Origin of the sequence: Xanthomonas translucens pv. undulosa (assembly GCF_017301775.1) — a bacterium.
Taxonomy (GTDB): Bacteria; Pseudomonadota; Gammaproteobacteria; order Xanthomonadales; family Xanthomonadaceae; genus Xanthomonas_A; species Xanthomonas_A translucens.
The window spans coordinates 3,978,562-4,003,252 of the sequence record NZ_CP063993.1; the positions used below are offsets into that span (position 1 = coordinate 3,978,562).

Annotated in this window: 21 protein-coding genes and 1 pseudogene; 7 read left to right on the plus strand and 15 right to left on the minus strand. The window is 67.7% G+C overall.

Annotated features, from left to right (window positions below; genetic code table 11):
* Window positions 1-12: 12 nt before the first annotated feature.
* Complete coding sequence (locus tag ISN38_RS16895) at window positions 13-1,242, plus strand: DUF819 family protein (protein ID WP_206711921.1); 1,230 nt, start codon at window positions 13-15, stop codon at window positions 1,240-1,242.
* Between the two features lie 118 nt (window positions 1,243-1,360).
* On the opposite strand, the gene ISN38_RS16900 is transcribed toward ISN38_RS16895, so the two are convergent.
* A complete protein-coding gene (locus ISN38_RS16900) occupies window positions 1,361-2,554 on the minus strand; it encodes a Tle-like phospholipase domain-containing protein (RefSeq protein ID WP_206711922.1) in 1,194 nt (397 codons plus the stop codon).
* A 34-nt stretch (window positions 2,555-2,588) separates the two neighbouring features.
* Complete coding sequence (locus ISN38_RS16905) at window positions 2,589-3,356, minus strand: ankyrin repeat domain-containing protein (protein WP_058362086.1); 768 nt, start codon at window positions 3,354-3,356, stop codon at window positions 2,589-2,591.
* 290 nt (window positions 3,357-3,646) lie between these two features.
* Here ISN38_RS16905 and ISN38_RS16910 point away from each other — a divergent pair, with 290 nt between their 5' ends.
* Entirely contained in the window at window positions 3,647-4,330 is a 684-nt protein-coding gene (locus ISN38_RS16910) for an HAD-IA family hydrolase (RefSeq protein WP_004426091.1), read from the plus strand.
* Window positions 4,331-4,790: 460 nt separating this feature from the next.
* On the opposite strand, the gene ISN38_RS16915 is transcribed toward ISN38_RS16910, so the two are convergent.
* Window positions 4,791-5,015, minus strand: a complete 225-nt coding sequence (locus tag ISN38_RS16915; RefSeq protein WP_003478267.1) for a YbdD/YjiX family protein — start codon at window positions 5,013-5,015, stop codon at window positions 4,791-4,793.
* Window positions 5,015-7,087 (minus strand): carbon starvation CstA family protein, encoded by a 2,073-nt coding sequence (locus tag ISN38_RS16920; protein ID WP_058361946.1) that lies wholly within the window; start codon window positions 7,085-7,087, stop codon window positions 5,015-5,017. Before ISN38_RS16920 ends, ISN38_RS16915 begins: the two co-directional genes overlap by 1 nt.
* Window positions 7,088-7,189: 102 nt before the next feature.
* Between ISN38_RS16920 and ISN38_RS16925 the strand changes: the two are divergent.
* Window positions 7,190-7,458, plus strand: a pseudogene (locus ISN38_RS16925) (pirin-like C-terminal cupin domain-containing protein); the annotation flags it as partial.
* Between the two features lie 257 nt (window positions 7,459-7,715).
* On the opposite strand, the gene ISN38_RS16930 reads toward ISN38_RS16925, so the two are convergent.
* Together ISN38_RS16930 and nfi are read right to left on the minus strand one after the other, a co-directional pair.
* On the minus strand, window positions 7,716-8,186 hold the full coding sequence (locus tag ISN38_RS16930) for a hypothetical protein (protein ID WP_047325097.1): 471 nt from the start codon (window positions 8,184-8,186) through the stop codon (window positions 7,716-7,718).
* Window positions 8,187-8,750: 564 nt separating this feature from the next.
* Window positions 8,751-9,464, minus strand: a complete 714-nt coding sequence (gene nfi, locus ISN38_RS16935; RefSeq protein ID WP_004426087.1) for a deoxyribonuclease V — start codon at window positions 9,462-9,464, stop codon at window positions 8,751-8,753.
* A gap of 302 nt (window positions 9,465-9,766) precedes the next feature.
* Here nfi and gpmA point away from each other — a divergent pair, with 302 nt between their 5' ends.
* Window positions 9,767-10,516: a 2,3-diphosphoglycerate-dependent phosphoglycerate mutase gene (gpmA, locus tag ISN38_RS16940; protein ID WP_206711923.1), complete on the plus strand. Its 750-nt coding sequence runs from the start codon at window positions 9,767-9,769 to the stop codon at window positions 10,514-10,516.
* 36 nt (window positions 10,517-10,552) lie between these two features.
* Window positions 10,553-10,813, plus strand: a complete 261-nt coding sequence (locus tag ISN38_RS16945) for an SHOCT domain-containing protein (protein WP_047325096.1) — start codon at window positions 10,553-10,555, stop codon at window positions 10,811-10,813.
* Between the two features lie 25 nt (window positions 10,814-10,838).
* Here the strand turns inward: ISN38_RS16945 and ISN38_RS16950 are convergent, their stop codons facing one another.
* Together ISN38_RS16950 and ISN38_RS16955 are read right to left on the minus strand one after the other, a co-directional pair.
* A complete protein-coding gene (locus ISN38_RS16950; RefSeq protein WP_004426081.1) occupies window positions 10,839-12,833 on the minus strand; it encodes a glycoside hydrolase family 127 protein in 1,995 nt (664 codons plus the stop codon).
* 38 nt (window positions 12,834-12,871) lie between these two features.
* Window positions 12,872-14,272 (minus strand): MFS transporter, encoded by a 1,401-nt coding sequence (locus ISN38_RS16955; RefSeq protein WP_047325637.1) that lies wholly within the window; start codon window positions 14,270-14,272, stop codon window positions 12,872-12,874.
* A 191-nt stretch (window positions 14,273-14,463) separates the two neighbouring features.
* On the opposite strand from ISN38_RS16955, the gene ISN38_RS16960 reads away from it, so the two are divergent.
* Window positions 14,464-15,285 carry a helix-turn-helix transcriptional regulator gene (locus ISN38_RS16960; RefSeq protein WP_004426077.1) on the plus strand — a complete coding sequence of 274 codons (822 nt, stop codon included), beginning with the start codon at window positions 14,464-14,466 and terminating at the stop codon, window positions 15,283-15,285.
* Between the two features lie 312 nt (window positions 15,286-15,597).
* A complete protein-coding gene (locus ISN38_RS16965; RefSeq protein ID WP_058197373.1) occupies window positions 15,598-15,936 on the plus strand; it encodes an integrase core domain-containing protein in 339 nt (112 codons plus the stop codon).
* Here the strand turns inward: ISN38_RS16965 and xopG are convergent.
* The 7 genes from xopG to ISN38_RS17000 form a co-directional block, all read right to left on the minus strand.
* Window positions 15,895-16,641 (minus strand): XopG/HopH/AvrPtoH family type III secretion system effector, encoded by a 747-nt coding sequence (gene xopG / locus ISN38_RS16970; RefSeq protein ID WP_080627663.1) that lies wholly within the window; start codon window positions 16,639-16,641, stop codon window positions 15,895-15,897. The two genes, ISN38_RS16965 and xopG, sit on opposite strands and share 42 nt — an antisense overlap.
* 184 nt (window positions 16,642-16,825) lie before the next feature.
* Entirely contained in the window at window positions 16,826-17,905 is a 1,080-nt protein-coding gene (locus ISN38_RS16975) for a protein-glutamate methylesterase/protein-glutamine glutaminase (protein ID WP_003478290.1), read from the minus strand.
* Window positions 17,906-17,936: 31 nt separating this feature from the next.
* Window positions 17,937-18,743: a CheR family methyltransferase gene (locus tag ISN38_RS16980; protein WP_004426072.1), complete on the minus strand. Its 807-nt coding sequence runs from the start codon at window positions 18,741-18,743 to the stop codon at window positions 17,937-17,939.
* 13 nt (window positions 18,744-18,756) lie between these two features.
* Window positions 18,757-20,010, minus strand: coding sequence for an EAL domain-containing response regulator (locus ISN38_RS16985; RefSeq protein ID WP_206711924.1), 1,254 nt, complete (start codon window positions 20,008-20,010; stop codon window positions 18,757-18,759).
* Between the two features lie 56 nt (window positions 20,011-20,066).
* Window positions 20,067-20,600: a chemotaxis protein CheW gene (locus ISN38_RS16990; protein ID WP_003468977.1), complete on the minus strand. Its 534-nt coding sequence runs from the start codon at window positions 20,598-20,600 to the stop codon at window positions 20,067-20,069.
* A 9-nt stretch (window positions 20,601-20,609) separates the two neighbouring features.
* Entirely contained in the window at window positions 20,610-22,559 is a 1,950-nt protein-coding gene (locus ISN38_RS16995; protein ID WP_003468975.1) for a methyl-accepting chemotaxis protein, read from the minus strand.
* 88 nt (window positions 22,560-22,647) lie between these two features.
* Window positions 22,648-24,639: a methyl-accepting chemotaxis protein gene (locus ISN38_RS17000; RefSeq protein WP_206711925.1), complete on the minus strand. Its 1,992-nt coding sequence runs from the start codon at window positions 24,637-24,639 to the stop codon at window positions 22,648-22,650.
* Window positions 24,640-24,691: the final 52 nt, after the last annotated feature.

A 24,691-nucleotide genomic window follows, 5' to 3' on the forward strand; every position in this document is an offset into this window, starting at 1 on the left:
CCCGATTTCCCGATGATCCACAACGACATCATCATCTTCGGCCTGATCGCGGCCACCCTCGGCGCGGTGTTCTGGACCGCGGCGCGGCCGCGCGGATTCTGGAAGCGCTTCTACGGCGTGGTGCCGGTGCTGTTGCTGTGCTATTTGATTCCCGGCATCTACAACACCGTTGGGCTGATCGACGGGCAGCACAACCGCCTGTACGACCCGGTCGCGCGCGACCTGCTGCTGCCGGCGGCGTTGGTGCTGCTGACCCTCACCGTCGACCTGAAAGGCATCCTGCGCCTGGGGCCGACGCTGGTGGCGATGTACCTGGGCGCGTCCTTCAGCATCATGCTCGGTGCGGTGGTCGCGTTCCAGCTGATGCGCTGGCTGCATCCGGCCACGGTGGCCGGCGACACCTGGGCCGGCATGGCCGCACTGGCCGGCAGTTGGATCGGCGGTGGCGCCAACATGCTGGCCATGCGCGAAGTGTTCGACGTCGATGCCACCACCTTCGGCCAGTTCGCGGTGGTCGATGTCGGCGTCGGTTATGTGTGGATGGCCGTGCTGATCTTCCTCGCCCCGCGCGCGGCGGCGATCGATGCGCGCCGCGGCGCCGACACCTGCGGCATCGACGATCTGAAACAGCGCATCGCGCAGTTCCAGGCGCAGCACGAACGCGTCGCCAGCCTCACCGACCTGATGCTGATCGTCGGCCTCGCGTTCGGTGCGGTCGGTCTGGCGCATGCGATCGCGGCGCCGATCGCGGCCTGGTTCGCGGCCAACGTCGCCTGGGCCAGGCAGTTCAGCCTCGGCGCGCCGTTCGTATGGGTGGTGGTGCTGTCCACCACGATCGGCCTGCTGCTGAGCTTCACCCGCGCACGCACGCTGGAGGGGGCCGGTGCCTCGCGCATCGGCTCGTTGCTGCTGTATTTCCTGATCGCCTGCATCGGCATGCAGATGGACCTGCTGGCGCTGTTCGACCGACCATGGATCTTCCTGCTCGGGCTGATCTGGCTGTGCGTGCACATCCTGCTGTTGCTGGCGCTGGGCAAGCTGCTGCGGGTGCCGTTCTTCTATTTTGCGATCGGCTCGCAGAGCAACGTCGGCGGACCGGCCTCGGCGCCGGTGGTGGCCGCCGCGTTCCACCCGGCGTTGGCGCCGGTCGGCGTGCTGCTGGGCACGATGGGCTATGCCACCGGCACCTATCTGGCGTACCTGGTCGGGATCACCTTGCGCGCGATGGCGGGCGTGGGCTAGCGCACCGTCACCAACTCTGTCACCAACCCTGTAGGAGCGGCTTCAGCCGCGACCGGGCTTTACCGATAGATCCTGTCGCGGCTGAAGCCGCTCCTACAGGGGGATTGCGTGCGCCTTACTACTGCAGCGCGACCCGGCGCTGCTGCTCCTCCTGCTGCGGCACGTTCGCCTGCAAATTCTGCTGCTGCAACTGGCCGATGTTGGCCTGCGCCGGTTCGCTGGCCGCTGCCGCGGTCTGCACCTGGCTGCGCATGTGCGCCTGGTCGTCGGCGCGGCCCTGCACCGCGAACAGGCGGTCGCCGTCGCGGCTGGGCAGCAGCTGGTCGATGCGCTGCAGCCCGTCGTTGCCCGCGCGCGCGGCGATGCTGGCGGCGGTGTTGAGGAACTGCGCATCGTCGTGCAGGCCGAGCCGCTCGCGCTGCCCGTCCAGTTGCACCGCCGCGTCGTTGAACAGGCGGCTGCCGGTGGGCAGCGCGCGTTCCCGGGTCTGCGCGTGGCTAGGCGATGCTAGGTCTTGCGCTTTGATCACCGAATCGATGCCGTGCAGGTCCAGGCGATGCTTGAGCATCCTGCCTGGCAGCAGGCGCTGGCCGAACGACAGCGGATCCGGTTCCGGCAACTGGATCTGATGGCCGGCGGCGTCGGGCAGCGCCCACTTCAGCGGGATGCTGTCTTCCTGCAGATGGGTCAACAGTTCGTTCTTGACCTGGTAGCCGCGGATCAGGCCGTCGGCGGCATAAGCCTTGGCCGCGGACGCATCCAGGCCTGCGCGCTCCAGCGTGCGGTCGTTGACGCCGGCGGCGTTGTAAGTGACCGCCGGCACGTCGTTGACCATCGCCGAGGCCGCGGCCACGCCGCCGCCGAGCGAATGCCCGGAGATCATCAGCTCCTGGCCGAAGGCCTGCCTGGCCTGGCTGCCGAGCTGGATCGCCGCGGCGTACTGCGCGTCGGCAAAGCGCAGGCCCTGGCCGATGTTGTGCTTCCAGTCCTTGCCTTCGTCGGTGCCGCAGAACGCCAGCACCACGTTGCCCTGCGCGTTGCGGTAGAACGCGGCGTCGAAGCCGCTCTTGGCGTCGTGCAGCATGCCCGGGTCGATGCCGGCACGTTGCACGGCGCCGTCGTCCAGGCGGGTCCAGCCTCCGGGCAGCGGCGCGAAGCTTTCAGCGCCGCCGGCGCGGCGCTGGCCGGCGGTGACATACAGGTCCTGCAGCAGGGTGGGAAGTTGCGCGTCCACCGCCTGCGGTTGCTGGCCGCGGACGGCCTCGCCGAAGGGCACGGACGCGGCGTTGTCGGGCAGATCGTTCTGGCTCATGCGCGGCTCCTTGCGTGTGCTGCGAACAGCCGCCTCAGCGGGTCGCTTCCAGGAGGATGGCGTGGGCGCTCAACCAGTCGCGTACCGCGGCGCGGGCCTGCTGCGCGGTGCTGTTGAGCAGGCGCTCGGGCGTGGCGAAGAAATACGCCTGGAAGGTCTTCTGCTGCGCGTTGCGCAGGCCCGGATCGACGCCGGCCTGCAGCAGTTTCAGCACCCACGGATTGCCGGCGCTGCTCTGCGCGGCCAGGTGCAGCAGCGAGTTGCCGCTGGCATCGACCCGGTGCGGATCGGCGCCGGCCTGCAGCAGCAGCTGGATCTGTTCGTCGCGCTTGCTCTGCAGCGCGCGGAACAGCGGCGTCCAGTGGCCGCGCGCGCTGACCGGATCCACCGGCGCGCCGTGCTGCAGCAGGAGCTTGAGGTATTGGGGATCCTTGGCCATCGCCGCCATGTGCACCACGGTTTCCTGGTCCATGCCCGGTTCGGCCGGGTTCGCGCCGGCGTCCAGCAAGGCGCCGAGCGCACGTGGCTGTTCGTTCCAGATCGCATATTCGAGCAGGGTGACGTTCTGGTCTCCATGCGCGGACAGGTCCACGCCCGGCGCGAGCGCAGCGATACGGGCGGCATCGCCGCGCGCGACGGCGGCGGCGATGTCGACGAGATGGGGATCGCGGAACGCGACCGAGTGATCCTGCAGCGTGGCTGACATGGCAGAGTGCTCCTTGGCGCCGGGTGGGGCGGCGCATGAGACCGAGATGGACATCGAGGTCGCAAGCGCGATCAGGGCGGGGAACTGCTTGCGCATGGAGGGCTCCTTTCCTGTTCGCGTTCCTGTTGCCGGTGGCGACGTTCCTTGCCACTGCGACCGATGCTAGCAGCTGTCCGGCGCCGGTTCGGTAAGGTTTTGTGACAAAGCGCGCGCGACCTGCATGGCGGGGCCATGCGCGGCGCAAGGCCGATCAACGCGAAACGCAGGTTCGCGCCGGGAGCGAGGCGTCGCCCGACCGCGGCCAAGCGCGCGCATCGGCGCTGCCGCACGCAGGCGGCATACATGCGCAACTTGGCATAATGCGGGTTTATGCCGAGGCCCTTGCGATGACCGCATCCCCTTTCGAACTGCTGATCAGCGACTGCGACGGCGTGCTCGTCGACAGCGAGGTGCTGGCCGACCGGGTCATGTTCGATGCGCTGGGCGCTTACGTGCCCCTGGCCGAACTGGAGGCCTACCTCGCCGGCAGTTTCGGCCAGACCGCGCGCGAGATCGTGGAGCGGGTGCAGCGGCATTTCGCGGTGGCTTTGCCGCCGGGCCTGTTCGAGCAGATCCAGCGGCGTTCGGAAGCCTTGATCGCCGCCGAGGTGCAGGCGATCGACGGGGTGCGCGAAGCCTTGCTGGCGCTGCCGCTGCCGCTGGCGGTCGCCTCCAACAGCCAGCGCCACAGCGTGGTGGCGTCGGTGGCGCGCGCCGGCCTGACCGAGCGGGTGAATGGCCACATCTTCAGCGCCGACATGGTGGCGCGGCCGAAGCCGGCGCCGGACGTGTATCTGCTGGCCGCGCACACGCTGGGCGTGGCGCCGTCGCGGTGCCTGGTGATCGAGGACAGCGCCACCGGCGCCAGTGCCGCGCTGGCCGCGGGCATGACCGTGATCGGTTTCACCGGCGCGGCGCATATCCCGCCGGGCCATGCCGACACCCTGCGTCACCTCGGCGTGGCCGCGGTGATGGAGCACATGCGGCAGTTGCCGCAGGTCTATGCGGAACTGGTGCACGCGGCGGCGTAGTTTCGATCGGGAGGTCGCGCTGCCGGGTGGCGGCGACGCACAAACGCAGAGCCGGGGCTGTCCGCTCGCTGGGACCTTGCCGCGGAGCGTGGCGGACGGAAAAAGCCGCTCCGGACAGCGTCTCGCCATTCGCGGTGCGTGTCTTCGCCGTGCTGCCTGTCGCGGCTGAAGTTGCTCCTACAACCGCCTGCGAATAGCCGGCTGGGTGCACTGTAGGAGCGGCTTCAGCCGCGACAACTCCCGAAGCCGGAAGGCCCGCCGCTCCGCTCGTCGCGGCTGAAGCCGCTCCTACACCGGATGGCGCGTGTTCAACGCATGTCGGAGTGCGCGCTCACGCACCGAAGCGTCATGGCGTGCGTTCCGCAGCCGCGATGCCCTCAGGCACCGCACTCCCGCCGTTGCCAATCCCGGCTTTCCACAGCCAAATGGCTGGTCATCCCCAATCCCCACTCCCGGCCTTTCAACAACAGCGAAACCCGCTCTTGCCGCCATAGCGTGCTTCCTGGCGCTCGCGGAAGAAGGTCTTGTAGTCCATCGGTTGCCGGTCGGGATGTTTCTCCAGCACGTGGCGCACGTAGTTGTCGTAGTCGGGAATGCCGCAGCACAGCCGCGCGGTCTGCACCAGGCGCCGCCACAGCCGGCGATGCGCCTGGTAGTGCCCGACCGGAATCAGTTCGGTCGTCATCAGATGTCCGCCATCTGGTGCGGCTGCAGCGCCACGTACGCGGTTTCCCTGTCGCTGCGCTGCGGGTTGCGGCGCGCGGCGAGGATGGTCTTGACCGCATAGATCAGGATCGAGAACACCACGAACAGGAACAGCGCGGTCAGCCCGGTGTTGACGTAGGCGTTGGTGACGATCTGCTGCATCTGCGGCACGGTCTTGGCCGGGGCGGTAAGGGTGCCGCTGGCGATCGCGTCCTGGAACTTGTGCGCCTGCGCCAGGAAACCCTGCGCCGGATTCGGGTCGAAGATCTTGATCAGCCCAGCATAGGTGGTGCAGAGCAGCAACCACAGCGCCGGCACGATGGTGACCCAGGCGTAGCGGTCGCGCTTCATCTTGAACAGCACCACCGTGCCCAGCATCAGCGCGATGCCGGCGAGCATCTGGTTGGAGATGCCGAACAGCGGCCACAGCGTGCGGATGCCGCCGTAGGGATCCTTGACCCCGGTGTACAGCAGGTAGCCCCACAGCGCCACGCAGCCGCCGGTGGCGATGATGTTGGCGCTCCATGATTCGGTCCGCTTCAAGGCCGGGATGAAGTTGCCGAGCAGGTCCTGCAGCATGAAGCGCCCGGCGCGGGTGCCGGCATCGACCGCGGTGAGGATGAACAGTGCCTCGAACAGGATCGCGAAGTGGTACCAGAACGCCATCATGTCCTCGCCCGGCAACAGCTGGTGCAGGATCTGCGCGATGCCCACCGCCAGGGTCGGCGCGCCGCCGGCGCGGGCCAGGAGGGTGGTCTCGCCGATATCGCGCGCGGTGGCCTCAAGCACCTCGGGGGTGATCGCGAAGCCCCATTCGCTGACCTTCGCCGCGACCGCGACCACGTCGCTACCGACCATCGACGCCGGCGCGTTCATCGCGAAATACACGCCTGGTTCGATGATCGAGGCGGCGACCAGCGCCATCACCGCGACGAACGATTCCATCAGCATGCCGCCGTAGCCGATGTAGCGCATATGGCCTTCGTTGGCGAGCAGCTTGGGCGTGGTGCCGGAGGCGATCAGGGCATGGAAGCCGGACACCGCGCCGCAGGCGATGGTGATGAACAGGAACGGGAAGATGCCGCCGGTCCACACCGGGCCCATGCCGTTGTGCGCGTATTGGGTCAGCGCCGGCATCTTCAGGTCGGGCATGACCACCAGGATGCCGATGGCAAGGGCGATGATGGTGCCGATCTTGAGGAAGGTGGACAGGTAGTCGCGCGGTGCCAGCAACAGCCACACCGGCAGCACCGAGGCGACGAAGCCGTAGCCGATCAGCATCCAGGTGATCTGCACGTCGGTGAAGGTGAAGGCCGGGCCCCAGGTCGGATCGGCGGCGACCTTGCCGCCGAACCAGATCGCGGCCAGCAGCAGGATCAGCCCGACGATCGAGATCTCGCCGATCTTGCCGGGGCGGATGTAACGCATGTACACGCCCATCATGATCGCGATCGGCATCGTCGCGATCACCGTGAACATGCCCCACGGACTTTCCGCAAGCGCCTTGACCACCACCATCGCCAGCACCGCCAGGATGATGATCATGATCAGGAACGCGCCGAACAGGGCGATGGTGCCTGGGATCTGGCCCATCTCCTCGCGCACCAGCTCGCCGAGCGAACGGCCGTTGCGGCGGCTGGACAGGAACAGCACCACGAAGTCCTGCACCGCGCCGGCGAACACCACGCCGACCACCAGCCACAGGAGCCCGGGCAGGTAGCCCATCTGCGCGGCGAGCACTGGCCCGACCAGCGGCCCGGCGCCGGCGATGGCGGCGAAGTGGTGGCCGAACAGCACGTGCTTGTTGGTCGGCACGTAGTCCAGGCCGTCGTTGTTGAGCACGGCCGGCGTGGCGCGGGTGGGGTCCAGCTGCATCACCTTGGTGGCGATGAACAGGCTGTAGAAGCGATACGCGATCAGGTAGATCGAGACCGCGGCGACCACGATCCACAGCGCGTTGATGTGTTCGCCGCGGCGCAGGGCGATGGTGCCCAGGCAGAACGCCGCCAGCACCGCGAGCGCGGCCCAGGCCAGTTTGGAAAACCCTTTCATGCAGATCGCTTCCCCACAAGATTCCCGCAAGGGTCGCCCCGATGGCCTGGGGGGTCAATGCCGGGGCAGGGAATGGCCCTAGTACTTTGGTCGTAGTCCGCGACGCTGGGCGAGGGCGAGGGCCACGCGCGCTGCTGGCGCAGCCCCCTGGCCGTGCTCGGCGGCGGCGATCTGCTGCAGCTGCAGGCCGGCGCTGTGGGCGCACGGCCGATCCTGGTCGCCCGCCGCCCGCCGCCCGCCGCCCGCTGCGCGAACCGGTGGCGCGTCACGGGCCGTGCGTGGTGAACATGCGCGAGGCGCCGATGCAGGCCTTCGTCGATTTCCAGGAAGGACGGTTGCAGCGGCTTGGGATGTCGATCGACACGCCATGAAACCTGTAGGAAGCGGCTTGCGGATCGCCTGTTGGGTGCACTGTAGGAGCGGCTTCAGCCGCGACAACTTCTGAAGCCGGAAGGCCCGCCGCTGCGTTCGTCGCGACTGACGTCGCTCCCACAAGGGTTCCAACGGCGCCGCTGAGCGGCAAGGCCGCTTGTGGGAGGGACGTCAGTCCCGACTGCATACCCGTTCGGAACACCACTGCGCTCGTCGCGGCTGAAGACCGTTGCTCCTACAAAGGACGTTGCCTGGCTCAGCGATCCAGCGCCACGCTGGTCGTGCGCACGTCCAGGCCCTGCACCAGCGACTGCAGCGATTGCAGTTCCTGCACATCACTGGCGTCGATCCACACCTGCGCGTAGTGGTTCTTGCTCAGCTCGACCACGGTCACCCGGCGCGAGGCCAGGCCCGGCGCGTTCGCGCCGCCCAGGTCGGGCCGGTACCAGTGCATGCTCTCGCCGGCGATGCTGCCTTTCTCTTCGCGCAGGTTGCGCGCCAGCGGGATGTCCGGGTCGCGCGAGGTCAGCATCATGCCCAGCACCTGGCGGCCGTCGGCGGCTGTCGCGCGGCACACGATGAAGCCCTTGTCGCTGCGCTCGCTCCACTGCAGATTGGACTGCGGCGGCAGTTGCGGGCAGTTCTGCGCCTGCTGCGCCATGGCCGTGGCCACCGCCAGCATGGCAGGCAGGAGCGATAGGCCGGTGAGCCAGTATGCAACCCTCATTCGCGATGTCCCCATGCGCCGCCGCACTGCGACGGCATCGATCTTCAGCGCACGCCGACGCAGGCCGGCACGGCACGTCACCCTCAGTCCGTTGCGGGATCCGCGTGCAGTGCATACCGCTGTGCCGTGCGTGTCCCGGTGTGCGGCCGCAGTTGCCCAGCCGCCATCGGAACCATAGCCGAGCGGGCGGCACTTGACAATTGGGATGCGGGTCTAGATGCGGCCGATCCGGCGCTCGCGCAGCAGGCGCGCTTGGATGCGGTGCTGGTCACGGCGGCGGCACCAGCGGCATCGCGCCGGCGGACGCTATTTGCCATATTCGGGTAGTTGGATGCATTTGCAGTCCTCGGCCGATTTCGGCAACCACGCACACGTCTTCATGCCGTGCAACGGATGCGGCTGCGCGCGCAGCGATGAAGGCGTGCGCTCGGAATCATGTTCCATTAATTGCCTATGTGTGCGCAGCGGCGGCGCCTCCGCTGCGCGACCGCGCCGGCGGGGATGCCACCCACAGGCCGCACACGTCGCGGCACCGACGCAGCGGCACTGCTCCACGTGGCAGCATCACAGCAGGCGATCGGTGGCCGCCTGTACGCTGACCTCGCCGCGGCGCGAGGCCAGCCGGTCGGCCAGGCGGGTCGGTTCCGGCAGGCGGTAGCCGCGCAGGTAGCGCAGTGTCCACTCCAGCGCGCTATCCACCGCGACGCGGTGGCCGGGCGAGACGATCAGCGGATTGCAGCGCGACTTGCTGCGCAGCGCCCAGCCGACGGTGTCGCCGCGGTGCACGATGGGGCTGCGGTCGCCGGCCTGCGGGCCGGGTTCGTCGTAGCGCCCGGCCAGCAGCTTCTTGGCCACGCCGATGCTGGGCAGGCCGCTGATCACGCCGAAGTGCGCGGCGATGCCGAGCCGGCGTGGATGGGCGATGCCCTGGCCGTCGACGAACACCAGGTCCGGACGTTGCCGCAGCAGGGCCAGCGCGGCCAGCAGCGCCGGCAGTTCGCGAAAGCTCAGCAAGCCCGGCACGTAGGGCATCGAGGTCGGCACGCGGGCGATCTCGGCCTGCTGCGGTTGCAGGGTGTTGGCATCGATCAGCACGGCGGCGGCGCGGGTGATGCGGCCTTCGTCCTCGAAACCGACGTCGAACCCGGCCAGCCAGCGCGGCGGGTCCGCCACTTCGTCCTGCAGCCGCACCTGCTTGGCCAGCGTGGCCTGCAGCGCCCGCGCCTGCACGATGCTGCCGTCCCAGTCGCCGAAGACATTGTTTAAAGAAGTGTCCATGCGCAGATGATCGCGCTGCGTTCGTGGCCGTGGCGTGCAGGTTGGTATGGCTGCTGTCGCTGGAGCATGTCGGCTCGGGGGCACTGCAGTTGCCGAAGTGGTGTAGGAGCGGCTTCAGCCGCGACGGGCTTTACCGATAGAGCCTGTCGCGGCTGAAGCCGCTCCTACAGGGGACATCGTCGGAATTGAAGCGCTTCGGCGAATGGCCTGCGTGATGTGGCCACCACGGCATCCGCTTACGGCGATGCCGCTACAATCCAGGGCCGCACGACCCACCCATTCCCACAACGGAGACCGTCGCAGTGACCCGCAAACTCGTACTGTTGCGCCATGGCCAGAGCCAGTGGAACCTGGATAACCGCTTCACCGGCTGGGTGGACGTGGATCTCACCGAGCAAGGCCGCCAGGAAGCCGCCGCCGCCGGGCGCCTGCTGCGCGAGGAGGGGCTGCAGTTCGATATGGCGCACACCTCGGTGCTCAAGCGCGCGATCCACACCCTGCAGGGCGCGCTGAAGGAACTGGATCAGGATTGGCTGCCGGTGCACAAGAGCTGGCGCCTCAACGAGCGCCACTACGGTGGCCTGCAGGGCCTGGACAAGGCCGAGACCGCGGCCAAGCACGGCGAGGAGCAGGTCAAGATCTGGCGCCGTTCCTACGATATCCCGCCGCCGCCGATGGACGCCGACGATCCGGGCCATCCGCTGCACGACCGCCGCTACGCTACGCTCGATCGCAATGCGTTGCCGGCCACCGAGTCGCTGGCGACCACGCTGGAGCGCGTGCTGCCGTATTGGCACGATGCGATCGCGCCGCAGCTGAAGGCCGGGCAGACCGTGCTGGTCACCGCGCACGGCAACTCGCTGCGCGCGCTGTACAAGTATTTGAACGGCGTCTCGCGCGAGCAAATCCTGGAACTCAACATCCCCACCGGCATCCCGCTGCTGTTCGAGCTGGACGACGAATTGAAGGTGCAGTCCTACCGCTATCTCGGCGATCCGCAAGCGGCGAAGAAGGCGGCCGAGGCGGTGGCCAACCAGGGCAAGGCCAAGTAATACGCAGGCACTACGTGCCGCATCAAGGAGGATGCGATGTTCGGTTTCAGCATCTGGCACTTGGTGATCATGTCGGTCCTGCTGGCGCTGCCGGTGCTGGTGTTCGCGTTGGTGTGGCTGGCGATGCGCGCCGACCGGCGTGCGCAAGCGTCGCGCTGCGCCGCTGCGCCGCCGCCGCTGCCGCCCGCGGCATCGGTTCAGATGCGGCTGCGCGCGCTTGAGGCGTTGCGCGCGCAGGGCCTGGTCGACCAGGCGGAATACGAACGCCGGCGCCAGCAGATCCTCGCCGAGGTGTAAGCGCGCCGCGCGGCGGCGCGCAAGTTCAGTCGTCGCCGCTGGCGTCCACCCACACCCGCATCTCGCCTTCGCCGCGGTTGGCCCAGGCGAAGTAGGGTACGAAGGTCAGGGTCTGCGCCTGCCGCGACGCCGGCGGCGCGTCGTAGCGGTACAGCGGGATGGCGTCGGCCTGCGCATCGTCTTGGCCGTGCAGGCGTTTGCCTGCGGCCTGCAGCAGCACCTGGCCGGCCAGGGTGCCGCTGCCGGGTTCGGTGCGGATCGCCGCGTCGGCGGGCAGGCGCAGCTGGTGCAGTTGCGTGCCGTTGTCGGCCTGCTCCAGGCAGTACACCAGCGGCCCGCGTTGCAGCGCGACCTTGCCGGCCAGATGGCGCACGCGCGGATGGCCGCTGACCCGCATCGGCGGCATCGGCAGGTGCAGGTGCAGCGTGTCGCCGCGTTGCCAGCGCCGACGCAGCACGCAGTAGCCGTGCTGCAGATGCGCCGCGATCGCCACGGCTTCGCCGTTGAGTCGCAGTTGCGGCGCACGGCACCAGTCCGGCAGGCGCAGCGCCAGCGCGGCTTCGACTGGCGCGTCGCAGTCCACGCTCAGTTCGACCTGTTCCTGCCACGGGTACTCGCCGCGCTGGCGCAGGGTCAGGGTCTGCCCGCCCACGTCGAACGCCGCATCGCTGCCGACGTACAGGTTCACGTACAAGGTGTCGTCGCGGCGGGTGTAGAGGTAGTGGCCGAGCGAGGTCAGCACGCGGGCGATGTTGGGCGGGCAGCAGGCGCAGCCGAACCAGCGCTGGCGCACCGGTTTGACGTGGTCGAAGCCGTGGTTGCCGTGCACGGTGGGCGGATGCACTTCCAGCGGATTGACGTAGAAGAAGTGGCGCCCGTCCAGGGCCATGCCGGCCAGCACGGTGTTGTACAGCGCACGCTCCATCACGTCGGCATAGCGGCTGTCCGGCGCCAGCTGCAGCATGCGGTTGGCGAACATCATCAGCCCGATCGAGGCGCAGCTTTCGTTGTAGGCGGTGTCGTTGGGCAGGTCGTAGTCGACGCTGAAGGCTTCGCCGTAGCTCTGCGCGCCGATCGCGCCGGTGAGGTACAGCTGCCGCTGCGTGGTGTTCTCCCATAGCCGCTCGCAGGTCGCGCGCAGTTGCGCATCGCCGCTGTGCCGCGCCAGGTGCGCCACGCCGGCGTACAGGTAGACGAAGCGCACCGCGTGGCCGACCGCGCTGGTCTGCAGCGCGACCGGCACATGCGCCTGGCTGTAGGTCTTGTCCTCGATCATCCACGCCGGCCCGTGGCCGCCCCAGAAGAAGCTGCGGCCGCGCTTTTCGTATTCTTCGTCGTAGTAGTGCGGCGTGGTGCCGCGCTGCTCGACGAAGTAGCGGGTCAGCGCCAGATAGCGCGGCTCGCCGGTGGCCTCGTACAGGCGCATCAGCGCCAGCTCGATCTCCGGATGCCCGGGGTAGCCGTGCAGTTGCTGCGGGCCGGGGCCGAAGGTGGCGTCGATGTGGTCGGCGAGCCGGCACACGATGTCCAGCAGCGCGCGCTTGCCGGTGGCCTGGTGGTAGGCGACGCCGGCCTCGATCATGTGTCCGGCGCAGTACAGTTCGTGGCATTCGGCCAGGTTGCTCCAGCGCTGTTCCGGCGCCTTCACCGTGAAATAGGTGTTGAGGTAGCCGTCGGTCTGCTGCGCGGCGCCGATCAGTTCGATGGTGGCGTCGGCATCGCGCTCCAGGGCCGGATCGGGATGTTGCGCGAGCAGGTAGGCCACCGCTTCCAGCCACTTGGCCACGTCGCTGTCCTGGAACACCATGCCGTAGAACGCGCCGTCGCTGCGCCCGGCGGCGATACGGAAGTTCTCGATCGCGTGGCTGGGTTCGGCATCGGCGACATTGTCGTTGAGCGCGTCCCACTGGTACGGCAGCACCACCTCCTGCACCAGGCGCTGGTAGCGCTGCCAGAACGGGTCGGCGATGCGCAGGCGGTCGAGCGGGAGTTCGGGCGGCGGGGCGAGCGAATGCGGCATGGAGGCGGCCAGTCCTGTGGGGAGGAGGAGGGGAACGGTCAGTGCACCGGGCGCGCGGCCAGATCGGCGCCGATCTCGGCCAGCAGCGGCCGGCGCAGGCCGCAGCGCTGGATCACCGCGGCCAGCAGCAGGTGCAGCGCCGCAGGAATCAGCGTTTCCAGCAGGGTGATGGCCTGCAGCGAGGCGGCGGTCTGGTGTCCGGCGCCGGCGCGGTAGCCCACGCGCACGAACAGGTAGCTGATCACCACCGCGCTCGAGGCCCAGGCCAGCTTGATGCAGAACAGGTTGAAGGCGAAGTTGATGCCGGAGGAGCGGATGCGGTTCTTCCACGCGCCGTAGTCGTCGGCGAAGGCCATGATCGAAAAATGCAGCGGCAGCGCGAAGCCGAGCACCAGGCAGTTGACGAAGATCAGCCCCAGCCACAGCGTCTGCTGCGCCGGCCCGGTGGGCATGCACCACTGCAGCACACCCAGCGCGGCCAGCGCCAGGTTGGTGTGCAGGTACAGCGCCAGCGGATCGAAACGGCGGCACAGCGCATTGACCACGATCGCGCCGAGCACCGTGGCCAGCGCCACCATCGCGAAGAACAGCGAGGTGTAGCCGGCGCCGCCGCCGAGCACGTAGGTGATGAAGTACAGATAGCCGCCGCCGCGGATGTTGAACACGTTGATCAGCAGAAACGACATCAGCAGCACCAGCCGCATCTGGTCGTTGCGCAGCAGCCCGCGCAGGTGCTCGCCGATGCCGGCCGCGCAGAGCAGGCTGACCGGCACGCGCTCGCGCACGGCGAAGAAGCAGCACAGGAACATCGCCACTGCCAGCGCGCCGAGCAGGCCCACGCCAAGCTGGTAGCCGTGCGCGGCATCGCCATCGCCGAGCACCCGCACCAGCCACGGCAGCCCGACCGAGACCAGGAAGCCGGCGATGCCGCACAGCACGAAGCGCCAGGACTGCGCCGACACCACTTCGCGGTGGTCACCGGTCATGCTGTTGATCAGTGCGCAGTACGGCACGTTGATCGCGGTGTAGCACAGCGACAGCAGGAAATAGCTGGCGAAGGCATAGGCGACCTTGGCGGCGTAGCTCAGCTGCGGGGTGCTGAAGGTCAGCACGCAGGCGATGCCGATCGGCAGGGCGATCCACAGCTGCCAGCCGCGGAAGCGGCCCCAGAGGCTGCGGGTGCGGTCGGCGAGCAGGCCCATCAGCGGATCGGACACCGCATCGGCGATGCGCAGCACGGTGAACAGGGTGCCGACCAGCGCCGGGGTCAGGCCGAACACGTCGGTGTAGAAGAACGTGAGGAAGTTGGCGATCAGGCAGGTGACGATGGTGCCGCCGGCATCGCCCAAGCCGTAGCCGAATTTTTCCAGGCGCGAGAGTCGGTGCGTGGCGGCCTGGTCGGCGCCTGCGGCAACGGGGCCAACGGCGGTCGCATTCAACGGGACGGTTCCTGGCGGGCGCGGGTGCGGCGCCAACGCAAAGTCGCACGCCGCCGGCATCGGAACAAGAGCCGGTGCGGTATAAAAACGGTACGATTCCGACCTGCGCGGCCACCGCGGCGCACACGGCGATGCCGTGCAATTGATGCTGCAGTGCAGCGTGCCATTCGCGATGCAGAGACGCTTCCGACATGCTCGAACTCGCAGTCGCCTATCCGATCCGGGTCCAGAACGGCGGCCTGTTCATTTCCCGCGGGGTCGGCGCGCATCCGACCCGGGTGATCCAGTCCTACGAGCTGATCTTCGTCGAGCGCGGCACCTTGTCGATCCGCGAACAGGACCACGACTTCCACATCGGCCCCGGCGAAACCCTGATCCTGTGGCCGGGCCGCGAACACGCCGGCCTGGGCCGCTTCTCCGACGCGCTGCGGTTCTACTGGGTGCATTTCGAACTGGCGCCGGCAGCCGCCGCCGCCGCGGACCAGGCGACGCTGCTGTCGATGCCGCAACGCACCGCGATCCGCGATCCGGAGCGCTTCGTCGGCCTGTTCCGCTGGTTCCTCAGCGAGCAGGAAGAACGGCGCACGCTGCCGATGCTGGAGCCGATCGTGCTGTCGATGCTGCAATGCGTGGCCGGCGCCTGGCCCGATCCGCACGACTCCGACCGCGCCGGCGTGGCGCTGGCCTACCGCGCCAGGCAACTGATCGGCACCCAGTTCCAAACCGCGCTCACCGCGTCCGCGCTGGCCGCGCAGCTGCATTGCAATCCGGACTACCTGGGCCGCATTTACCGCCGCGCGTTCGCCACCACGCTGACCGAGGCGATCCATCGCCAGCGCATCGCCTTCGCCGAGAAGCTGCTGCTGGTGAACACCTGCAGCGTCGACGAGGTCGCGCAGCGCGCTGGTTTCAGCGACAGCGGCTATTTCCGCCGCATCTTCCGCCAGCGCCTGGGCATGACGCCGAGCGCGTACCGGCGGTTGTACTGTAAGGATCACATCAACTCGGGGTGAGCCATGCGACCGCCCTGGCAGGGTCGATTGGTCGTGCCAAGGCGGCCCGTCAGTTGGACATGTCGGTCAAGACGTTGGGCAATTGGGAGGACGCTTTGCGTACTGGCGGCCCGAGCAGTTCTCCCAGCCGCAAGCCGGTTGCGGAGATGGAGAGCGAATCGGCTCAGCGGGGGGCGAGAATGCCAGGCTCAAAATGGAGCGCAAAATCCTAAAAAAAAGCGACGGCGTTCTTTGCCAGGGAGTCCAAGTGAGGTACGCCTTCGTCGCGCGTGAACGGACTCGCTATCCGATTCGGTGTGGTGCCTGGGGCTGGTGGTATCGGTTTCCGGCTTCCATGGGTACCTGCACCGTCGCGATCGCCTGGATCCAGCGGCGGTCCTAGGCGTCGAACTGCCCACGATCCACGCCCACAGCCGCGGCTTCTTGCCGAGCATGCGCCGCAAGGGCCGCTGCTTGGAAAACGCCATCGCCGAGCGCTTCTTCGCCACGCTCAAGAGCGAAGAGGCCACTTGCGTCTACGAGTCCAGGGCCGCTGCCCCCGCCGCTATCGCCAGCTACAGCCATGGCTTCTACAATCCCACACACTTGCACTCGGTGCTTGGATACCTGTCACCCATCGACTCTGCCAAGAAACCGGAGCAAGCCGCGTAACCCACTGCTTCTTGGCGTCCGTTCTCTGGGGTCAGGTACATATCCCCGCTTGCAATAGCTGTGGCGCAAGGGCAAGCCATGCTCGGCACGCACTGAGTTCTCCGAAGGTGCGCCGGTCAGCGAATAGGCGTAGCGTCCCATGCCCACCGCACGCAATTCTTCCTGGCCGCTTGCCGTGCTGGCATCGTTGCGGTCTTCGTAACTTCCTTTCCAGGTGCCTGCCATCATGTGCTTCGCATGCACGAGTTCATGGGCCAGCAAGCTGACCTTGTCGTTGTTGCTTGCAGTCGGACAGGTCGGATATCCGTCTCTGTCCAGCCCCATGCTCGTCTGATGTGCGCTCCACGACACGACAACGCTCGATCCCACATTGGGCCGGTTGTCCTTCTCCAGTGCATAGTGGCTGCCGGCGACTTCTCTGATCTCCTCATAGCTCTCCAGGTCGGGATGTCGCTGCAACTGATGGCCCGACAGCACCGGCTCGGCCATGGGGCCGCGCCTAGAGAGAGGCTTCTCACGGATGGTGAGCTTATGGCTCCGTTGATTGCTCAGTGCCGTCAGTTCATCGAGCAACTGATTGCCGCTGGGTTGCGAACCGAGATTGTCCAGGTGAGTTGTCACTTCCGCATTGAATCGCGCTTCGTCTCGTTGGTTGTCGTGAAACGACTGAGAGTAAATTCCACGATACTTGGTTGGGATGGTCATGGCGATAGCGGTGACAGGCTGCTGGAGATGGGGTAGGTGCCGGTCGCGTCCGTTGCCGCTGAAGTGTCGCCAGTCCTGCGCGTGCCCGTTTGGTATCGCACGCAGTTCTGTTTGAAAAGGCGAACGCCGCCCGCCGCCGCGCAGCGCGGCAAAGGCAGGCGCCCCGCACGGCGTGGAGCGCCGGCTAGCCGAGCTGCTGCACGATCTCGCGCGCCATCGAGCCCAGCGGCAGGATCTTCTCCGCGCCGCCGCGTTTGATCGCTTCCTTGGGCATGCCGAACACCACGCTGCTCTGTTCGTCCTGGGCCACGGTGCGCGCGCCGGCCTGGCGCATCTCCAGCAGGCCCACCGCGCCGTCGTCACCCATGCCAGTCATGATGATGCCCAGCGCATTGGCGCCGGCGGCGCGCGCGGCAGAGCGGAACAGCACGTCCACCGACGGCCGGTGCCGGTTCACCGGCGGCCCGTCCACCACTTCGACGAAATACTGCGCGCCGCTGCGGCGCAGCAGCATATGTTTGCCGCCGGGCGCGATCAGCGCGCGGCCCGGGACCACGCGGTCGTTGTTGGCCGCTTCCTTCACCGCGATCTGGCACAGGCTGTCCAGCCGTGCGGCGAACGCGGCGGTGAACTTCTCCGGCATGTGCTGGACGATGACGATGCCGGGGCTGACCCGCGGCAGCGCGGTCAGCACTTCCTCCAGCGCCTGGGTGCCGCCGGTGGAGGTGCCGATCGCGATCACCCGTTCGGTGGTCTGCGCCAACGGGCGCCCGCCTTGCGCCGGCAGGATCACGTCGGCGGTGTGCTTGACCTCCGCTTCCACCGGCGCCGCGGCGCTGCGCATCGCCAGGCGCTTGACGTTGGCGCGCGCGGCGGTGCGCACCGTGGCGACGAGTTCGTCGGCCGAGTCGGTGAGGAATTGCTTCAGGCCGAGCTTGGGCTTGGTCACCACCGCCACCGCGCCGGCGGCCAGCGCGTCCATGGTCACCCGCGCGCCCTTCTCGGTGAGGGTGGAGCAGATCACCACCGGGGTGGGGCGCTCGCTCATGATCTTGCGCAGGAAGGTGATGCCGTCCATCTTCGGCATTTCCACGTCCAGCACGATCACGTCCGGCCATTGCTGGCGCATCTTGTCCATCGCCAGCAGCGGATCGGCGGCCGCGGCGATCACTTCGATGCCGGGCGCTTCGTTGAGCACCGCCACCAGCACCTGGCGCACTACCGCCGAATCGTCGACCACCATGGCCTTGATCGTCGTCGTCATCGGTGGTTCCTTTGAAAACCGGCAGCGCTGTTCATGGCTTGCGGTACACCGACGGCGCCACCTGCACGACCTCGTTGTTGACGTCGTTGAGGCTTTCCGAGTGGCCGATGCAGAAGATGCCGCCGCGCTTGAGCACGGAGAGCACCCGCGCCACCACTTCGCACTTGGTCTGGCCGTTGAAATAGATCATCACGTTGCGCAAAAAGATCACGTCGAACTGGCCGAGGTTGGGCAGCGACGCATTGAGGTTGGCGTGCAGGAAGCGCACGTTGTCGCGCAGTTTGCGGTCAATCAGCAGGCTGCCCTCGTATTCGCCGCGACCTTTCAGGCAGTAGCGCTTGAGCAGCGCCGGCGGCATGTGCTCGATGCGCTGCAGCGGATAGTGGCCGGTGCGCGCCTTGGCCAGCACGCGGGTGCTGATGTCGGTGCCGACCACTTCGTAGGCGCGGCCCTGCAACGCGTCGTCCAGCACCATCGCCATGCTGTAGGCTTCCTCGCCGGTGGAACTGGCCGCGCTCCAGATGCGGAACGGGGCGTTGCCCTTGTGCTCGCCCGCCAGCTTGCGCAACAGTTCGAAGTGCTTGGGCTCGCGAAAGAAGTAGGTCTCGTTGGTGGTCAGCAGGTCGATCGCGGTCTGCACTTCGCCGCTGCCTTCGCGGCTTTCCAGCAGCTTCATGTACTGGGTATAGGTCTGCAGCGAGTGCGCCTTCAGGCGCTTGCCCAGGCGCCCGCACAGCATCGCCTTCTTGGCCGGGGAAATGGTGATGCCGGCGGCGTCGAAGATGAAGCGCTGGAACTTGCTGAATTCCTGCTCGGTGATGGTGTCGGTGCTGGTCATGATGGTCTGCGAGTTAGTGGTGCGGCGCTTGCGTCGAAGCGGGTCCGTGTTCCTGCAGCCGCGCCTGGTGATCCAGCAGCCAGGTGGTCAGCGCGCCGCCGCCCATCGGCCGCGCCAGCAGATAGCCCTGGCCCAGGTCGCAGTCGAGTTCCTGCAGCAGTTGCCAGTCCTCGACTGTCTCGATGCCTTCGGCGACGGTGCTCAGGCCCAGCCGCTGGGCCATGCCCAGTGCTGATTCCAGCACGGTGCGCAGATTGCGGCTACGGTGCGCGTCGTGGACGAAGATACGGTCGATCTTCAGTTCGGTGAAAGGGATGCGGGTCAGCTGTTGCAGCGAGGAAAAGCCGGTGCCGTAGTCGTCCAGCGACAGGCCGAAGCCCTGCAGCCGCAACCGCGCCAGCATGCCCAGCGCGCTGGCCTCGACCAGCGAGCTTTCGGTGATCTCCAGGATCACGTCGGCCGGCACCAGCCCGTGGCGGCGCAGTTGCGTATGCAGTTCGTCGAGCAGTCCCGGGTCCTGCAGCAGGCACGGCGACAGGTTGATCGCCAGGGTCAGGCGGAAGCCGGATTGCTTCCAGGTCGCCAGCCGCGCCATCTCCTGGTCGGCGACGCTGGCGGTCAGCGCGTGGATCAGGCCTTCGCGTTCGGCCAGGGCGATGAAGCGGTCCGGCGCGATCTGTCCGTTCTGCGGATGCCGCCAGCGCGCCAGCGCTTCCACGCCGCTGACCTGGCCGCTGCGCATGTCCACCTTGGGCTGGTACGCCACTTCGATGTCGCCGCGGCGCAGCGCTTCGTGCAGCATCGCCGCGTCGGTCGTGCCGCCCAGGCTGGCGTCGCTGCGCACTGCCGGCGCGGGCTGCGGGTGCGCCTGCAAGGCCGCGCCGAGTTCGGCCGCGCGCAGCGGCTTCTCCAGGCCGGCCAGCATCTGCAGGCCGCTGGCGCGACCGACCTGCAGCACCGATTCGATCAGCGTCGCGCCGCGTTGCGAGGCGACCACGATCGGCACCCGCACGTTGCAGTGGGCCAGCGCGTCGAGCAACTGCACGCCGTCCATGCCGGGCATTTCCAGGTCCACGATCAGCAGCCCCGGCGCCGGTCCCTGGATCACCCGCGCCAGCGCCGCATGGCCGTCGGCCACACCTTCCACCGCCACCGCGCCCAGCCGTAGGCACAGGGCGAGCGCATGTTCGCGCTGGACCTGGCTGTCGTCGACGATCAGGACCGTGCCGAACTGGCTGAGCGTGGCGATTTCTTGTGCGAGCGGCATGCGGATTCCGTCGTTGGACAAGGGCGGGACGCGGCGCGCTGCGCCACGCATGAAACTCAGGCGGCGATGCCTTCCTCGCCCCCGGACGGGATGCCGGCCATGGCGACGAACTCCTGGGTGGACAGCGCTGCGTCGGCATCGAGCAGGATCACGAAGCGCTCGCCGACCTTGCCCATGCCATGGATGAAGTCGCGGCGGATGCCGGCGCCAAACGCGGGGGCCGGGGCGATGTCGTCGGCGGCGATCTCCAGCACTTCGCTGACCGCGTCCACCAGCAATCCCAGCACTTGGCGCTCGTTGCCGTTGGCGACTTCGACGATGACGATGCAGGTGCGCTTGGTGACCTCGCTGGCGGCGCGGCCGAAGCGTTGCTGCAGGTCCACCACCGGCACCACCGCGCCGCGCAGGTTAATCACCCCGCGCAGTGCCGGCGGCATCATCGGCACGTCGGTCGGGGTGCGGTATTCGATGATTTCCTTGATGCCGAGGATGCCGACGCCGAACATCTCCTTGCCGAGCAGGAAGGTCAGGAACTGGTTTGGAGCGAGATCGGTGGCGCCGAACGGTACGGGCGCTGCGGAAGTGGTCATGGCCTGTCCTCAGAAAGTTTCGAAATGGGCTTCGTCCGGCGTATCGCCGGTCAGCGCGAGCTTGCCATCGGCGAAATGCACGAACGGCTTGCGCGCCGGGCCACGCGCGGACTGCGCGGGCTTGCGCGGCGCCGGGGCGGCGGCAGGCGTGGCGCGGCGCGGCGCCCGCGCTGCGCTGCCGCCGAGCTTGAAGAAGCTCATCAACTGCTGCAGCTGCTCGGCCTGGCTGCTCATTTCCTCGGCGGTGGCGGCCAGTTCCTCGGAATTGGACGCGGCCTGCTGGGTGGTCTGGTTGAGCTGGCCGATCGCGGTGTTGATCTGGTTGACGCCGGAGGCCTGTTCTTCCGAGGCCGCGGTGATTTCCTGCACCAGGTCCGAGGTGCGCTTGATCGACGGCACCATCTGGTCGAGCAGCTTGCCGGCGTTCTCGGCCAGCTCGACGCTGGAACCGGCGACATCGCCGATCTCCTGGGCAGCCACCTGGGCGCGCTCGGCCAGTTTGCGCACTTCCGCGGCGACCACGGCGAAGCCCTTGCCGTGCTCGCCGGCGCGCGCCGCCTCGATCGCCGCGTTCAGCGCCAGCAGGTTGGTCTGGTAAGCGATGTCGTCGATGATGCCGATCTTCTGCGCGATCTGCTTCATCGCCACGACCGTGGCGCGCACCGACTCGCCGCCATCCATGGCCTGGCTGGAGGCCTTGCTGGCCATGCCGTCGGTGACCTTGGCGTTCTCGGTGTTCTGCCCGATCGAGGCGGTCATCTGCTCGATCGCGGCGCTGGTCTCTTCCACGCCCGCAGCCTGCTCGCTGGCGGCCTGGCTCAGCGATTGCGCGGTGGCGCTGACTTGCTCGGAGGCGCTGGCCAGCGATTCGGCGTTGCCGTTGACCTCGTTGACCACCTGCGACAGGCGCGCAATGGTGTCGTTGACGTAGTTCTTCATCTCCGCGTAGGCGCCGTCGTAGTGCTTGTCGATGCTCCGGGTCAGGTCGCCCTCGGCCATCGCGCCCATCACCCGCACCACGTCCTGGATGCTGTCGCCGCTGGTCTGCACCAGATCGTTCAGGCCCTGGCCCATCTCGCGCTGGAAGCCGGCCAGCCCGTCCAGGGCGACCTGCTCGGAGAAGTCGCCGCGATTGGCGGCCTGGACCACGCGGCGCTGGCCGTCGATGACCAGTTTCAGCCGCTCGACCATGCTGCGCATCGCGTACAGCGCGCTGACGCTGTCGTTGGCGCGGATCTTCACCTCCAGCGCCAGGTCGCCCTGCGCCACCTTGTTGGCGATCTCGGCCACGTAGGCCGGCTCGCCGCCGAGCAGGCGCATCAGCCCGCGCACAATGAACACCGAAATGCCGGCGCCGAGCAGCACGCACGCCGCGAGCACGCCGATGATCCAGCTGCGCGCGCTGGCGTACTGCGCATCGGCCTGCGCGCTGGCGGTTTCGCCGCCCTTGACGTTGATCTCGACCAATTTGTCGAGGATCGCCGAGGCGTCGTCGAATAGGGTCTGCTGCTGGCCGTTGAGCAGGGCCATCGCCTCGCGGGTCTTGAGGTCGCGCGACAGCTGCAGCACCTGCTTGTGCAGCGCCAGGTACTGGTCGAACTTGTGCGCGAAGTCGTCGTAGCTGGCTTTTTCCTCGGGCGAGGAGATCAGCTTGACGTAGCGGTCGCGGTTGCTCGCGTAGTCGGCCAGGAGGTGTTCCATCACCTGATCGAGCCTGGCCCTTTCTTCCTGGCGCTCGCTGACCACGTGCTGCAGCTCGGCCACGCGCAGGTCGGAGGTGTTGGTGTTCATCTGCTGCACGTAGCGGATGCTGGGCATCCAGTTCTCGGCCATGTCGGTCGAGGCCTGGTCGATCTGGGCCAGCTTGTCGGTGGCGAACACGCCCATGCCGAGCATCAACAGCAGCACCGAGGCGAAGCCCAGGCCGATTCTTGTACCGATTTTCATGTTGGCGAACACGGAGGTGATCTCTTGAGGATGAAATGCGAGCGGCGTCCGCAATGCGGGCGTTCAGTGTTCGGGAAAGGCAGGCGGGCGTCGCGGCCGTTCAGAAGGTGTCGAAGTGCAGTTCGTCCGGGTCCGTCACCAGCGCCAGCCCGGCCTCGCCGTAGCTGCGCGCGCGTGCCTGTGCCGGCTTCCTGCCGTTGCGCTGCACCGCGACCGGCCGCCGCGGCGCGGGCGCCTGGCTGGTGCGGAAGAAGCTCATCAACTGCTGCAACTGCTCGGCCTGCGCGCTCATCTCCTCGGCGGTGGCGGCCAGTTCCTCGGAATTGGATGCGGCCTGCTGGGTGGTCTGGTTGAGCTGGCCGACCGCGGCATTGATCTGGCCGACGCCGGAGGTCTGTTCCTCGGAGGCGGCGGTGATCTCCTGCACCAGGTCGGAGGTGCGCTTGATCGACGGCACCATCTGGTCGAGCAGCTTGCCGGCGTTCTCGGCCAGCTCCACGCTGGAGCTGGCGACGTCGCCGATCTCCTGCGCGGCCACCTGGGCGCGTTCGGCCAGCTTGCGCACTTCCGCGGCGACCACGGCGAAGCCCTTGCCGTGCTCGCCCGCACGTGCCGCCTCGATCGCCGCGTTCAGCGCGAGCAGGTTGGTCTGGTAGGCGATGTCGTCGATGATGCCGATCTTGTGCGCGATCTGCTTCATCGCCGCGACCGTGGAGCGTACCGCTTCGCCGCCCTCGATGGCTTCGCGTGCGGCCTTGCCGGCCATGCCGTCGGTGATCTTGGCGTTTTCGGTGTTCTGCGCGATCGAGGCAGTCATCTGCTCCAGCGAGGCGCTGGTTTCCTCCACGCCCGCGGCCTGCTCGCTGGCCGCGTGGCTCAGCGACTGCGCGGTGGCGCTGACTTCCTCCGAGGCGCTGGCCAGCGCTTCGGCGTTGATGTTGACCTCGCCGACCACCTGCGCCAGGCGCGCCACCGTGCCGTTGATGCTGTCGCACAGTTCCTTCAACTGGCCCTGGCACGCCACCTCGGCAGTGCGGGTCAGGTCGCCGTCCTCCATCGCCTTGAGCACCTGGCGCGCTTCGTTCAGCGGCCCGATCACCGCGTCCAAGGTCTGGTTGATGCCGTCGACGATGCGGCGGAAATCGCCGTGGTGCAGGCCGGCGTCGGCGCGCACCTCAAGACGGCCGGCGCCGGCGGCCTCGACCAGCAGGTTTGTATCGCGGATCAGCGCGCGCAGGTTGGCGCGCACCTGCTCGATGGTGTCGTTGATGAACGCCTTCTTGCCCGGGAAGGTCTCCAGTGGCGCATCGAAGTTGCCGCGGCCGAACTCGGCGATACAGGCCATCGCCTTCTTCTTGACCGCGATGTGGCCGCCGACCATGCGGTTGATGCCATCGGCCATAGTCCGGAAGTCGCCGTCGAACCGGTTGCTGTCGATGGTCACGTCGATGTCGCCGGCGTCGTGCTCGGCGGACATCTGGTTTATCTGCGCTATCAGCCCCAGCAGGTTGCGGCGCACCTGTTCAATGGTGTCATTGATAAACGCCTTCTTGCCGGGGAAGCTCTCCAGCGGCGCCTGGAAATTGCCGCGGCCGAATTCGGCGATGCAGGCCATGGCCTTCTTCTTGACCGCGATGTGGCCGCCGACCATGCGGTTGATGCCCTCGGCCATGCTGCGGAAATCGCCTTCGAAGCGCTGACCATCGATGACCGCGTCGATGTCGCCGGCATCGTGCTCGCGCGACATGCGTTCGATCTCTTCGCTGATCTGGCGCACGCTGCCCTGCACCTGGCGCAGCGCCAGCAGGATTTCGCAGGCCTGGTCGTTGCGCACGGTGGGCAGCACCGCCTCGAAATCGCCCCGGGCGAAGCGGCTCAGCGTGGTGGTGGCGATCCGCAGCGAGCGCGAGATCGCGTACGCCACATAAGCGAGCACCGCACCGCCCAGGACCGCCGCGGCGATGGCCAGCGCCAGCACCTGGCCTGGCGGCAGCGCCAGCGCTAAGCCGGCCGCACTGGCTGCCAGCGGCAGCAGCACGGCGATGCAGCAGCCAGTCCATAGCTTGGAGGAGAGTGAGGTGGCGTTGGACATCGCAGTGTACCTGTGGATGATGGAGTGGCGGGTCGCGGACATGTGGCCACCC